This window comes from Stenotrophomonas sp. 86156_Sma (genome assembly GCF_056481625.1).
On sequence record NZ_CM151157.1, the window covers coordinates 1,588,457 to 1,601,453 of the forward strand.

At 67.7% G+C, this 12,997-nt stretch carries 11 protein-coding genes; 6 read left to right on the forward strand and 5 right to left on the reverse strand.

Annotated elements, in window-relative coordinates; genetic code table 11:
- Positions 1-89: 89 nt before the first annotated feature.
- From ACZK33_RS07390 to ACZK33_RS07405, 4 genes are read right to left on the reverse strand one after another with little or no spacing between them, the layout of a single operon-like run.
- The gene (locus ACZK33_RS07390; RefSeq protein WP_049463631.1) at positions 90-1,127 is read right to left on the reverse strand and encodes a Csu type fimbrial protein; all 1,038 of its coding nucleotides are present in this window, start codon (positions 1,125-1,127) and stop codon (positions 90-92) included.
- On the reverse strand, positions 1,124-3,502 hold the full coding sequence (locus ACZK33_RS07395; RefSeq protein WP_423174756.1) for a fimbria/pilus outer membrane usher protein: 2,379 nt from the start codon (positions 3,500-3,502) through the stop codon (positions 1,124-1,126). Before ACZK33_RS07395 ends, ACZK33_RS07390 begins: the two co-directional genes overlap by 4 nt.
- 7 nt (positions 3,503-3,509) lie before the next feature.
- Positions 3,510-4,259 carry a fimbrial biogenesis chaperone gene (locus ACZK33_RS07400; RefSeq protein ID WP_049399527.1) on the reverse strand — a complete coding sequence of 250 codons (750 nt, stop codon included), beginning with the start codon at positions 4,257-4,259 and terminating at the stop codon, positions 3,510-3,512.
- Positions 4,259-4,789 carry a Csu type fimbrial protein gene (locus ACZK33_RS07405; RefSeq protein WP_032127934.1) on the reverse strand — a complete coding sequence of 177 codons (531 nt, stop codon included), beginning with the start codon at positions 4,787-4,789 and terminating at the stop codon, positions 4,259-4,261. Before ACZK33_RS07405 ends, ACZK33_RS07400 begins: the two co-directional genes overlap by 1 nt.
- A gap of 173 nt (positions 4,790-4,962) precedes the next feature.
- Here ACZK33_RS07405 and map point away from each other — a divergent pair, with 173 nt between their 5' ends.
- The 6 genes from map to dapE are packed head-to-tail and all read left to right on the forward strand — an operon-like array spanning position 4,963 to position 11,922.
- The gene (gene map / locus ACZK33_RS07410) at positions 4,963-5,805 is read left to right on the forward strand and encodes a type I methionyl aminopeptidase (protein WP_080355365.1); all 843 of its coding nucleotides are present in this window, start codon (positions 4,963-4,965) and stop codon (positions 5,803-5,805) included.
- 20 nt (positions 5,806-5,825) lie between these two features.
- Positions 5,826-8,435 (forward strand): [protein-PII] uridylyltransferase, encoded by a 2,610-nt coding sequence (locus ACZK33_RS07415; RefSeq protein WP_478057913.1) that lies wholly within the window; start codon positions 5,826-5,828, stop codon positions 8,433-8,435.
- Entirely contained in the window at positions 8,435-9,514 is a 1,080-nt protein-coding gene (gene dapD, locus ACZK33_RS07420) for a 2,3,4,5-tetrahydropyridine-2,6-dicarboxylate N-succinyltransferase (RefSeq protein WP_423174757.1), read from the forward strand. The genes ACZK33_RS07415 and dapD overlap by 1 nt, the downstream gene beginning before the upstream one ends.
- A 2-nt stretch (positions 9,515-9,516) precedes the next feature.
- A complete protein-coding gene (locus ACZK33_RS07425) occupies positions 9,517-10,386 on the forward strand; it encodes a hypothetical protein (RefSeq protein ID WP_423174758.1) in 870 nt (289 codons plus the stop codon).
- A gap of 31 nt (positions 10,387-10,417) precedes the next feature.
- Entirely contained in the window at positions 10,418-10,789 is a 372-nt protein-coding gene (locus tag ACZK33_RS07430) for an arsenate reductase (protein WP_204305881.1), read from the forward strand.
- Positions 10,786-11,922 (forward strand): succinyl-diaminopimelate desuccinylase, encoded by a 1,137-nt coding sequence (gene dapE / locus ACZK33_RS07435; RefSeq protein ID WP_423174759.1) that lies wholly within the window; start codon positions 10,786-10,788, stop codon positions 11,920-11,922. Before ACZK33_RS07430 ends, dapE begins: the two co-directional genes overlap by 4 nt.
- 66 nt (positions 11,923-11,988) lie before the next feature.
- Here dapE and ACZK33_RS07440 read toward each other — a convergent pair whose 3' ends face one another.
- Entirely contained in the window at positions 11,989-12,867 is an 879-nt protein-coding gene (locus ACZK33_RS07440; RefSeq protein WP_423174760.1) for a tetratricopeptide repeat protein, read from the reverse strand.
- Positions 12,868-12,997: the final 130 nt, after the last annotated feature.

Genomic DNA, 12,997 nt, shown 5'->3' on the forward strand with positions numbered 1-12,997 from the left:
GTGGATGCCGACGATTCCAAACCCACGCCGGTGGGTGCCGACCATTCCAATCCATCCCGGTGGATGCCGACCGTTGGTCGGCACACAGGTCAGTAAGTGATCGTCACCTGCACCAGATCGTTGTAGGTACCGGCCGGGGGCTGGCCGGTGACCGGCGGCACCCGGCCATGGATGGTCAGCTGCTGCGCGCTGCCACTTCCGGTGCCGCCAACGGTATCGACGTTGAGGGTATTGCCCCAGCGCAGGCTGCGCGCGGCGTCGCGGTACAGCTCATAGGGGAGGTAGTAGGTGCCGCTGCCAATGGTGGTGGCCATGCGCCGGGTGGTGGAGGCGGCGGGGTTGTTCTGGCCGTTGTTGAGGCTGATCTGGTAGGCGGTGTTCTTCAGGCAGGTCAGCGTGAGCGTGGCGGTCCGGTCGATGTTGGCGGGAATGCTGCCGGTGACGTTGCCGAAGTCCATGTTGGTGGTGACGTAGCTGCCGCATTGCGGCAGCACGTTGGCAGTGGCAGTGAAGCTGAAGGCCGCACTGGCGCTGTTGGTGCCGGTTGCGCCGCCGTTGCAGGCGGCCGGCACGGTGGCGTTGCCGAGCAGGACTTCATTCCAGGCCCAGGTGAGCACCACGTTGGCGCCACTGAAGGTGCTGCTGTAAGCACCCGAAGCGAGGATCTGGTTGGCGGGGATCTGCGCGAACAGCTGCACGGACTGCGCACCGCTGCCGCCGGTCAGCAGCGGCACGTTGTAGCTCATGGTCAGTTCCTGCGCCGGCGGCGTGCCGCGTGGCACCAGGCCGGTGACCTGGCCGTAGCTGGCGTTGTTGTAGAGCTGGAAATTCATGGTGTCGCTGCTGGAAGTGGACATCGTGCGGAAGGTGGAGCTGCTGCCGCCGCCACTGCCTGCGCCGACACCCACGCAGACGCGGACGCCGGTGGTGGCCAGCAGGCTCAGTGCGGCGGTGGTGCAGGTCACCGTGATGTTCAGCGTCGCCGCCGTAGGGCCGGGAGCGTTGCTGTTGATGTTGCCGAACGGCAGGGTCGGGTTCGCGGTTGCCGTGCAGACCGCTGTCGCCTGGGCCGGTAGTGCCGCGAGCAGGCCGGCGAACAGCAGCATGCCGAGCAGCAGCACTCTCATGGCGCCACCTCCGGGATGCACGGCAGCGGTGCCGGCTTCGGCCGGGCGCCGGACGCCACTACCTTGGGCTGCTCGGGTACCTTCACCCGGCACTGGCCGCGGCTGGTGGTGATGTACAGCACGCTGCCGGCAGCGACGTCTTCCAGATACAGCAGGCCGTCATAGCCCACCGTGGCCTGGCGTCCGCCGGGCAACTGCACTTCGCTGCCCACTTCCAGCGGCTGCCCGTCCATGCTCTGCAGCGTCAGGCTCAGAGAGGGCCGCGAGCGCAACTGGAATGTCACGTGGGTCCCAGCGCGCTGGCGCGGCGTCACCCAGTCCTCGATGCGGTCGGCACGCATGTCCTCGGGCAGGTCCAGGGTGTCGATCGAGACCCGGTTGCGCTGCCAGGACAGCAGCGGGCTGACCAGCAACAGGCCACGATCATCGGTGACGCCGATCAGGCGGTTCTCCAGCCGCACCGGCACGCCACCGACACCATTGGTGCTGATCACCGCGAATGCATCGGAGACCTCGCGGGTGGCAAACGCGTGCCCGCCCATCCAGACCAGGCTGCCACTGGCGCTGCCGTAGGCATAGTTGAGCCCGCCCTGGCGCGAGGCCCCGAAGGAGTAGCGGCCGACGTCATTGAGGATGCCGACTTCGGCCAGGCCGCCACTGCCGTCCTCGCCGTGGCGCACCTGCGCGCGCCAACCGATGCCGCCTGCACTGCCATCGCCGGGCACCGGCTGGGTGACGTCGGCCACCCAGGTCTGGCTGTCGCCATTGCGCTGGCTGGACAGGCTGGCCTGGCGGTTGTTGCCCAGGCTGGCCGTCACCGACAGATAGATGCTGCGGTCATCACTCTGGTCCAGGTTCTGGTTCACCGAGAGGTAGGCTGACCAGCGCTGGCTCCAGGTACGCGACCAGAACAGGCTGGCGTAGCGGTTGTCTTCGCCATCGGGGTAGCGCAGCCGCAGGTAGCTGGCGCTGAGCGTGCCCAGCCGCAGCAGATCCGCGCCGACCGTGGCCTGTTCGCTGATGCTGGGTGGCAGGTTGCCCTGCAGTGCGCCCAGGTCGCGGTAATCACCATGGCTGCGCATAGTGCGCAGATTGACGTTGAGTCGGCGGTTGTTCCAGCTGTAGCCCAGTGCCCATTGCCCGCCCTGCAGGCCGTGATAGTCACTGTGCGCATAGGCGGCGTTGAACACGCCCGCGCCACCCAGCAGCCACCAGCCGCCGATGCCGGCCTGGGCCAGGCCACCACCGCCTTCGGCATGAGCCTCGCCGGTGAACGTGTCACTGATGCCACCGCGCCAGCTGGCACTGGCCACGGTGCGGTCGTCGTAGGCGAAGGAGCGTTGGCCGAAGTCCTCACGCAGGTGGCCGATGCCGGCGGACCAGTCCGACAGGCCCTTGGCCAGCAGCTGCTGGGTGCCATAGAAGCTGAAATCCAGGGTCTGCATGCGGCCGAACGCATCGGTCACCACCACCTGTGCGCTGCCGGTGCCGCTGATCCCCGGCTGTGCGGCCAGCTGGAACGGGCCCACCGGGACCTGGCCGCTGTACTGGCGCAGGCCATCGACGTACAGCTCGACCGTGGACGGCACCACCGCCTGGCCGAGGAAACTGGGCGTGGGGGTCAGCACGCGATAGGGCTGCAGGCCGTAGTTGCGACCGATCTGCAGGCCACCCAGGCGCACCGGACGGGTCCAGTCGACGAAGCCGCTGTAGAAATCGCCGACCTCCAGCGTCATCGCCTGGTCGGGGAAATCCAGGCTCCAGCGCGTATCCAGGCGCACGCTCTCCCCTCGCCAGCGACGGTCGCCAGGCTGCTGGTAGCGCCTGCTGACCGCGGTGTTTTCGAAGGTGCCGTTGCCGACGCCGAACAGGCGCAGTTCGGAGCTCAGGCTGAGGTTGCCCAGCGTATCCACGCGGCTGCCATACACGTCGTAGTTGAGCAGCAGTCCGGGTGAGGCACTGCCTGCGGGCGCGCGTGTCTGCGGGCGGCTGAGCACGGTGGTTGGCAGGGTCAGCTGGTCCAGTGGCACGTCCAGCGCCAGTGTCTGCAGGCGTGCGTCATAGCGCACCACCGCGCCGCTGATCTGGTCCAGGTACACCGGTGCATCGCCGTGGGCGTTGAAGCCGAGCTGGCGCAGTACGTCGGGGCTGGCCTGCAGGCGGCCACGGTTCTCGATGAAAGGCAGCAGTCCGCGTGGGGTGCTGTTGAGCGAAACGTCCAGGTACAGCGTCTGGTTGGCGGTCAACGGTGTGGGCGGTGGCAGCATCGCATCGGCGGAGATGCCTGATACATCGGCGGTGGCGGTAGCCGCTGCGCCGGACACATCGGCGGCTTGGGTCGGCGCAGGAGCCAGGGCAGCAAGCAGCGCGCCCATCAACGCCTCAGCGAGCCGATGGGGGCGACAGCGGCGTCTGTTCCGACTCGCCATTGAGCTTGGCCGTGATCTGGTCGTTGTCGCGGTCGATCGCCGTGCGCTCGATCGGCCAGCGCATCACCTGCCCGGGCAGCACGTAACCCAGCAGTCCGGGATGCACGATGCGTGGGCGCGTGGGGCTGCCCAGCGCAAGATCGGCGATCTGCGCATAGCTGTTGCCTGCGTTGGCCACCTCGACGCCGTTGCGGCCATCGGGCAACTGCACCAGGCGGGCCTGCAGCTGCGGCGCAAGCTTGCCGGCGGCGGGCTGCACGAACACCGGTATCGAATAGCGCAGCACGAACTGCATGCCGTCGGCGCGGGTGGCCAGGTCGGGCACCTCGTCGACAATCAGCCTGTAGTACTGCTGTGCCGGCGGTGGCGTCCTGTCCGGACGCATCACCCGGACCAGCTGCTGCTGCCCGGCAGCCAGTTCCTGCATCGGCGGGGTGACCACCAGTTCATCGGTGGGCAACAGTTGCTCCTGGCCGTCCTGCTGCACCCAGCGGAACACCCGAACCTGCAGCTTCACCGGCGAGGTGCCACTGTTGGTCAGCCAAAGCTCGCCGGCACGCTGGCGCGCTTCCAGCTGCAGGCTGGTCGGGGCGACCTGCAGGCTGGTGGCTTCGACCGGGGCGGCGAATACCAGGCTCAGGACGAGCAGCGCCACGCCGGTGGCGCGCCACGGGCGGGGTCCGGCCATGCGGGCGTGCTCCATCAATAGGTGATCGTGGCGGTAACCGTATCCAGGTAGTTGCCGGTCGCCGGGTTGTTGGTGCTCAGGTTCAGGATCTGGCCGTAGACGATGTAGGGCACGGCCAGGCCGGTGCCGATGCCAGCCTGGGTGTTGGTGCCGGAGGTGGCACCCCAGACCAGGGTGTGCGCGGCGTCCTGGTAGAGCTGGTAGCCGACGTAGTTGTTGGCGGTCACCGCGGCGTTGGTGTTCTTCATCCGGCGAGTGGTGACGTCATTGGCGGTGCTGGCATTGGCACCCGCATTCAGTGAAATCGTGTACGGGGTCAGTGCCGAGCACTGGGCGGTCACCGTGCCCTGACCCAGGGTGGGGGTCGCGGTGGTCGAGGCCGCCGTGCCGAAGTCAACGTTGGTGGCGGCAGCAGCCGTGATCGTGCAGGCCTTGGTCACCACCAGGGTGACATTGAAGGTGGTGGTGTCTGCGGCCAGGGCCGGGCCGGACAGCAGGACCCCGGCCAGGGCCCAGGCAAGCGGGGAACGAAGCGCGGATCGCATGGACAACCTCCCTGACCCGAAGGTCCGTTGAACAAGGCGAAGGCGGCACGTTCGGCACCGCTTCGGCGACGGTGACCCCAGCTTAGGAGGCGTAAGTGTCTGTATTCCGTGATAAACAGGGAGACGAAAGGGGGGCGGCGATCACGCTTTCACTTTCCTTGCCGGAACCGTGCATGGCCCGGATCGCCAGTTGGGTGGCGTTCGTTCAGATTGTGGCCGGATCGGCGATAATGGGGGCCATGAGCGTGAATCTGAAAACCCCGCAGGAAATCGAGATGATGCGAATCGCCGGCCGCATGGCCAGCGAAGTGCTCGACATCGTCACCCCCCACGTCAAGCCCGGTGTCACCACCGAGGAACTGGACCGCATCTGCCACGACCACATCGTGAACGTGCAGGGCGCCGTTCCGGCCAACGTCGGCTACCGCGGCTTCCCGAAGACCGTGTGCACCTCGGTCAACAACGTCATCTGCCATGGCATCCCCAGCGAAGGGAAGGTGCTCAAGGATGGCGACATCATCAACATCGACGTCACCGTCATCAAGGATGGCTGGCACGGCGACACCAGCCGCATGTACTTCGTCGGCACCCCGTCGGTGATGGCCCGCCGCCTGGTGGAAACCACCTACGAAGCCATGTGGCGCGGCATCCGCGCGGTGCGTCCGGGCGCGACCCTGGGCGACATCGGCCATGCCATCCAGAGCTATGCCGAAGGCGAGCGTTTCAGCGTGGTGCGCGAGTACTGCGGCCACGGCATCGGCAAGGTCTACCACGATGAGCCGCAGGTGGTGCATTACGGCCGTCCGGGCCAGGGCCTGGTGCTGCAGCCTGGCATGACCTTCACCATCGAGCCGATGATCAACGAGGGCACCCGCTACAACAAGGTGCTGCCGGATGGCTGGACCGTGGTGACCAAGGACCGCAAGCTGTCGGCACAGTGGGAGCACATGATCGCGGTCACCGAGACCGGCGTGGACGTGCTGACCCTGTCGCCGGGCGAGTCGCAGGTCTCCTGAGGATGCTGCCGGCGAGTTCGCTGCTGGACACGCCGGCCGCGTCGCTCAACGACCCGGACTGGGCTGCTGCCGCGCGCCAGGCGCTGCAGCAGGCCGACGCGCGCCTGTACCGCCGCTTCGACCAGGGCGACAACATCGAGCGCCTGCTGGCGCTGCGGGCGCGCGCTGCCGACCATCTGATCCGCCTGGCCTGGCAGCGCTGCCTGCCGGCCGACAGTGGCCTTTCACTGTTCGCGGTGGGTGGGTACGGACGCGGTGAACTGTTCCCGCGTTCGGACATCGACCTGCTGGTGTTCGGCGATCCGCCGGCACAGCTGGCCCATGAGGCGGCGCTGGCGCGCCTGTTCGCGCTGCTGTGGGACTGCGGATTGGCCGTCAGCCATGCGGTGCGTTCTGCATCGCAGTGCCGCGAGGCGGCAGCGGACCAGACCGTGCTGACCGCGCTGATCGAGGCGCGCCCGATCCTGGCCGATGATGTGGCGCGCCGCGCGCTGCGCGAGGCCGTCGACGATCGTGAACTGTGGCCGGCGCGCACCTTCTTCCTGGCCAAGCTGGAAGAGCTGCGCAACCGACACCAGCGCTTCGGCGACACCGCCGACAACCTGGAGCCGGACCTGAAGGATGGCCCCGGCGGCCTGCGCGATCTCAATACGCTGGGCTGGATGGCGTTGCGTGCCTTCGGCGTGCGTGACCTGGAGGCGCTGGTCGGGCTCGGCCATCTGGGCGCAGACGAAGCGGCAGCACTGAAGCGCGAACGTGCGGTGCTGGCGCGGCTGCGCTTTGGCCTGCATCTGGTCGCGCGTCGCCCGGAAGAGCGCCTGCGTTTTGATTACCAGAAGACCTTGGCGGCACGCCTGGGCTTTGAAGACGATGCCGAGAATCTCGGTGTCGAGAAGATGATGCAGGGGTTCTACCGTGCTGCACTGGTGGTGCGCCGGATCAGCGACCGCCTGTTGCAGCGCTTCGAGGAGCAGTTCGACGGCGAGGCGCAGCCGGAGCCGTTGACCGTGGGTTTTTCCCTGCGCCGTGGTTACCTGGCGGCCAACGAAGCCGACTGGCCGCGCGGCGACATCGGCCAGGTGTTCGCGCTGTTCGCCAGCTGGGCCAACAATCCGCAGGTGCGCGGCCTGCATTCGCTGACCGCGCGTGCGCTGGCCGAAGCGCTGCCGCTGCTGCCGGCCTACGACCAGGCTGATGCCGATGCACGCGAGCAGTTCCTGGCGCTGCTGCGCGGCCAGCGCCCGGTCGATACGCTCTCGCGCATGGCACGGTTGGGCGTGCTTGGCCAGTGGATTCCCGCTTTTGCCCAGGTCAGCGGGCGCATGCAGTTCGACCTGTTCCATGTCTACACCGTCGACCAGCACACGCTGATGGTCCTGCGCAATATCGGCCTGTTTGCCAGCAGTCGCGCCGACGAGCGCTTCTCGATCGCGCACGAAGTGTGGCCGCGCCTGCGCAAGCCGGAACTACTGCTGCTGGCCGGCCTGTTCCATGACATCGCCAAGGGCCGTGGCGGCGACCACTCGGAACTGGGCGCGGTGGACGCGCGCGCGTTCTGCCAGGCGCATGCGCTGAGCACGTCCGACACCGAACTGGTGGCGTGGCTGGTCGAACAGCACCTGCGCATGTCGGTGACCGCGCAGAAGCAGGACATCGCCGATCCGGAAGTGATCCATCGCTTTGCCACCCTGGTCGGCAGCCGCGACCGCCTGGACTACCTGTACCTGCTGACCTGCGCCGACATCGCCGGCACCAGCCCCAAGCTGTGGAATGCATGGAAGGACCGCCTGCTGGCCGACCTGTACTTCGCCACCCGGCGCGCGCTGCGCGAGGGGCTGGAACACCCGGTGCCGGCGGCCGAGCGCGTGGCCGAAGCGCGTGACAGCGTGCGCGCGCTGGTGCGCGAGCGGGGTTACGACGATGCCACCATCGATCGCCAGTTCGCGGTGATGCCCGACGAAGGCTTCATCCGCCTGCGCCCGGAGCAGCTGGCCTGGCAGGCTGCCGCGCTGGTGCCGGTGAAGCAGGGCCAGGCGCTGGTGAAGGTACGCCGGATCAGTGTCGACGACCCCGCGCTGGAAGTCTTCGTGCATTCGCCGGACCGCGACGGCCTGTTCGCCGCGATCGTGATGACGCTGGACCGCAAGGGCTACGGCATCCACCGCGCACGCGTGCTGGACGGTCCGGCCGATACCATCTTCGATACCTTCGAAGTGAACCCGGCCGATACCTTCGCCGATGGCAGCAGTGCCAACCTGGAAGCGGCGCTGCGCGAGGCACTCAGTGGTGACCTGTCGCGCTTGCGGCCGTCACGCCGGGTGGTGCCACGGCAGCTGCGGCACTTCCGCTTCGCCCCGCGCATCGAATTCCGCGATGAGCCGGGCGCAACCCGTTTCGCCCTGGTCGCCCCCGACCGCCCCGGCCTGCTGGCCGATGTGGCGTTCGTGCTGCGCAATCAGGGCCTGCGCGTGCATGATGCACGCATTGCCACGTTCGGCGAACGCGCCGAAGACACCTTCGTGATCAGTGACGAACACGACCTCCCCCTGACTGAACCTGCCCGGCAGCAGCTGCATGACGCGATGCTGGCCTGCCTGGACCCTGATCGAAACGCCGGAGACCCCGCCTGATGGCCACCAAGCCCGCCAAGAAGACCGCCGCGACCCCCAAGAGCGCAGCGGCCCGGAAACCTGCTGCTGCCGCACCGGCCGCGAAGAAGACCCCAGCGCCGAAGAAGGCCGCTGCGGTGACGGCCCCGGCGAAGAAAGCGGCTGCGGTGAAGCGTGCTGTGAAGAAGCCGGCGCCGGCCAAGAGTGCCGAAGCGGTCCGCGCCGAAACCATCGCCCGCAAGTCGCTGCGCAAGCCGTCAGCCCCGGGCGTGGAAGAGCTGAAGTTCGGCATCGAGAGTGCCTTCGAGCGCCGCGCTACCTTGACCCTGCACGAGCTGGAAGGCTCGACCAAGCCGCTGGTCAACCGCGTGATTGACGGCCTGGAGAGCGGTGAGTTCCGTGTTGCCGAGCCGGACGGCCAGGGTGGCTGGAAGGTCAACGAGTGGCTGAAGAAGGCCGTGCTGTTGTACTTCCGCGTCAACGACATGGCGGTGGTCGATGCGCGCCCCGCACCGTTCTGGGACAAGGTCGAATCGCGCTTCGCCGGCTATGACGAAGCGAAGTTCCGCCGTGGTGGCGTGCGCGTGGTGCCGGGCGCGATCGCCCGCCGCGGCACCTACTTCGGCAAGGACGTGGTGCTGATGCCGAGCTTCACCAACATCGGCGCCTACGTCGGCGAAGGCACCATGGTCGATACCTGGGCCACCGTCGGTTCCTGTGCGCAGATCGGCCAGCACTGCCACCTGTCCGGCGGCGCCGGCATCGGTGGCGTGCTGGAACCGCTGCAGGCCAGCCCGACCATCATCGAGGACCACTGCTTCATCGGTGCGCGCTCGGAAGTGGTGGAAGGCGTGGTGGTCGGCCACCACAGCGTGATCGGCATGGGCGTGTTCCTCAGCCAGAGCACCCGCATCTACAACCGCGCCACCGGCGAGATCAGCTACGGCTACATCCCGCCGTACAGCGTGGTGGTGTCCGGTTCGCTGCCGAGCAAGGACGGTACCCACTCGCTGTACTGCGCGGTGATCGTCAAGCAGGTCGATGCCAAGACCCGCAGCAAGACCAGCGTCAACGACCTGCTGCGCGGCCTGGCCGACTGAAGGTGACTGCGCCGGAGGATCTGGCGCAGTCCGCGATCTACCGGCATCCGTCCGACACCCTGGTCGGGCGGATGCTGCCGCGCCTGCTGCACGCCCCGCGCTGGACCCGGCTGCGCCGTGCACTGTCGCGGCGCTGGCCGATGCCGGCGCTGGTCAGTGACGTGCGCGATGTGGTCTACGTGAGCTGGTGGGTCGACGTGCGTCACGCACCGATGCCACCACCAGGCCATCACTACGTGGTCCATGCCGGACGCACGCCTTACACCATCCTCAGCTACCGTCACGGCCACTTCGGGCCCGCGCTGGCTGGGCCGCTGCGTTCCCTGATGCCGTCGCCACGGCAGAGCAACTGGCGCTGGTACCTGCGTCGTGACGACGATCCGGACGGGACGCCGGTGGTGCTGTTTGATCGCAACGTGATGGACCAGCTGGCCTTCGTCGCCGGCGCGCGCGTTTTCAGCGATGCCATGCAGCCGCATCTGTCCACACGCTTCGAGCATGTAGTGCGCACCGATGGCGATGGGCACACCCTGATCGAAGGCGGGCAGGGCAGTGCCCCGGCGTTGCACCTGCAGTGGCAGGCCGCTGAAGGCTGGGAGGATGTGGCGGCGTGGTCGGCGGCCTTCGGCGGCCACCAGGCCCTGCTGCGTTTCCTCACCTGCCAGGAGGAGGCCATCGCCCGTACCTGCGACGGCCGCTGGGCCAGCACCCGCATCGCGCTGCCGGTGGAGATCGACAGCCTGCAGCCCCTGCGCCTGATCGGTGAGCAGCAGTGTCCGCGGCTGCAGGCGATGGACTTGGCGCTGCAGGAAGGGCTGGCCTTCCGGCTGCCACGGGTGCCGTTCCGGGTCGTGTCCGAGCGCCTGTTGTGAGATTCTGGCCCTCTGTTTTCCAGCATCACAGATGGCCATGAGCACCACTGTCTACGGTTTGAAGAACTGCGATACCTGCAAGAAGGCGACCAAGTGGCTGGACCGCTTCGGCGTGCCTTACACCTTCGTCGATTACCGCGAGAACAAGCCGAGCCCGGAAACGCTGCTGGCATGGGCGGCGCAGCTGGGTGGCCTGGCCGCGATGGTCAACAAGTCCTCCACCACCTGGCGGCAGCTGCCGGACAACCGCAAGGCCGCCGACTCCGAGGCCGAATGGAAGCTGCTGCTACGCGAGTACCCGCAGCTGATCAAGCGCCCGCTGGTGGTCACCGCCGACGGCGCGGTCAGCCAGGGTTTCAGTGACAACGGCTTCAAGGCCCGCTTCGGCGTGGGTGACGCATGAGCGCGGTCCTCGACCTGACCTGCGAGCTGATCGCACGACCCTCGGTGACGCCGGATGATGCCGGCTGCCAGACACTGCTGGCGGCACGCCTGAAGCAGGCCGGGTTCCAGTGCGATCACCTGCGCCTGGGCGAGGTCGACAACCTGTGGGCGACCCATGGCCAGGGCGCGCCGGTGCTGGTGCTGCTGGGCCATACCGACGTGGTGCCGACGGGCCCGCGCGAGGCCTGGGCCAGCGACCCGTTCACGCCGCAGATCCGTGACGGCGTGCTGTACGGCCGTGGCACCGCCGACATGAAGGGCAGCGTGGCTGCATTCGTGGTCGCCGCCGAGCAGCTTGTCGCTGCGCATCCCGATCATCCCGGCACGCTGGCGGTACTGCTGACCAGTGACGAGGAGGGCGATGCCATCGACGGCGTGCGCCACGTCGCGCGGCTGTTCGCCGAACGTGGCCAGCGCATCGACTGGTGCATTACCGGAGAGCCATCGTCGACCTCGACGCTGGGTGACCTGCTGCGCGTAGGCCGTCGTGGCAGCCTGTCGGCCAAGCTGCGCGTGCAGGGCGTGCAGGGGCATGTGGCGTACCCGGATAAGGCGCGCAACCCGATTCACCAGGCTGCTCCGGCCCTGGCCGAACTGAGCGCGCGGCGCTGGGATGACGGCTACGAGAGCTTCCCGCCGACCAGCCTGCAAGTCTCCAACATCCATGCCGGCACCGGTGCCAACAACGTGATTCCCGGCGAGCTGGAGGTGGATTTCAACATCCGCTACAACCCGCACTGGGATGCCCCGAAGCTGGAGGCGGAGATCACCGCATTGCTGGACCGCCATGGCCTGCAGTACACGCTGAAGTGGCACCGCAGCGGCGAGCCGTTCTACACCCCGGAAGGCACGCTGCGCGCCACCGCGCGTGCGGTGCTGGCCGAGCACATCGGCCGTGCGCCGGAAGAAAGCACCGGCGGCGGCACGTCAGATGCACGCTTCATCGCGCCACTGGGTGCGCAGTGCATCGAAGTGGGGCCGGTCAACGCCAGTATCCACCAGGTGGATGAGAACGTACGCGTGGACGATCTGGAAGCGTTGCCGGGGCTGTACCAGCGCCTGGTGGAACGGCTGCTGGTGGGAACCCCATGACGGAATGAATCCCGCGAGGGTGGGTGCCGACCGTTGGTCGGCACGCCTCCCGCCGGGGCCGCTTCTCTACTCGGAAAAAATGAAGAACGGCGGCTCGACCGCTTTCTTCCAGTAACTTGGCGCGGCCATGTAGAAGTGTTGCGCCTCGGCTCTGGCGAACCAGCGCGCCGCCGCGTCGATGTCTTTCTCCACACCCGGCGCACTGCGGCCCAGCAGCAGACCGGCGAAGTACTGGCCGAACACATTGCCCTTTTCACCGGCGCGCTGGTACAGCTGCAGCGCACTCGCCGGATCGCGCGGCAGTCCCACGCCCTTTTCCAGCAGCGCGCCCAGGTCGACCTGCGCTTCGGCGTCGCCGTGCTCGGCACGACGCTGGATCTGCGCCACCAGCGGATGCACGGTGTCACCCTGTGCGGCCACCGCATCCGGCAGTCGCGACGATGAACTCGGGTAGCGCTTGTAGATCATTCCGCGCAGGTCCCAGCGCAGCGCCTGCTGCGCGTCGCCTCGCTGGCGGTAGGCCTTGGCGAGCCCGTAGAACGCATAGGGATTGCCGTGGTTGGCAGCTGCCAGATACGCGCGTTCGCCACGTCGCCAGGACGCGCGCAGGACAGGTGCCGGGTTGATGTGGGGGCTGTCGGCATGCTGCAGTGTGCCGGAGATCCAGATCCGGCCCAGTGCTTCTTCCGCTTTGGTGTTGTGGAAGGTCCAGGGCGTGATCGCGGCAGCACGCTCGTAGTAGGTAACGGCGCGCGGATCGTTGAAACGTTCGAAGGTCTGCGCAGTGTCCCAGGCTCCGTCGAAGCTGCCGTCGGTGCCGCGTTGCTCCAGTGCCTGCTGCTGCGCCAGCGGCAACGTGGAGGGCCGAGGCAGGGTCTGGCAGGCGGCCAGGCCCAGGCAGAGCAGGGCGGCCAGCGCCGCGTTGCGTCCAGTGCGGTGTTGCATTTCCATTACACGTTTCACGGCGGGCCATTATGCGCGCCGGGGAGTGGTTGCCAACGCAACGGTTGCGCCGTGCCGGAAACCGGGGTAGGGTCGATGCCATGTCGATCCGCCTGGCCACCGCCGTCAATAA

Coding starts and splice junctions, on each gene's coding strand:
- dapD (WP_423174757.1), top strand. CDS start 8,435: ATGGCCACCAAGCCCGCCAAGAAGACCGCCGCGACCCCCAAGAGCGCA.
- ACZK33_RS07390 (WP_049463631.1), bottom strand. CDS start 1,127: ATGAGAGTGCTGCTGCTCGGCATGCTGCTGTTCGCCGGCCTGCTCGCG.
- dapE (WP_423174759.1), top strand. CDS start 10,786: ATGAGCGCGGTCCTCGACCTGACCTGCGAGCTGATCGCACGACCCTCG.
- ACZK33_RS07440 (WP_423174760.1), bottom strand. CDS start 12,867: ATGCAACACCGCACTGGACGCAACGCGGCGCTGGCCGCCCTGCTCTGC.
- ACZK33_RS07395 (WP_423174756.1), bottom strand. CDS start 3,502: ATGGGCGCGCTGCTTGCTGCCCTGGCTCCTGCGCCGACCCAAGCCGCC.
- ACZK33_RS07405 (WP_032127934.1), bottom strand. CDS start 4,789: ATGCGATCCGCGCTTCGTTCCCCGCTTGCCTGGGCCCTGGCCGGGGTC.
- ACZK33_RS07430 (WP_204305881.1), top strand. CDS start 10,418: ATGGCCATGAGCACCACTGTCTACGGTTTGAAGAACTGCGATACCTGC.
- ACZK33_RS07400 (WP_049399527.1), bottom strand. CDS start 4,259: ATGGAGCACGCCCGCATGGCCGGACCCCGCCCGTGGCGCGCCACCGGC.
- map (WP_080355365.1), top strand. CDS start 4,963: ATGGCCCGGATCGCCAGTTGGGTGGCGTTCGTTCAGATTGTGGCCGGA.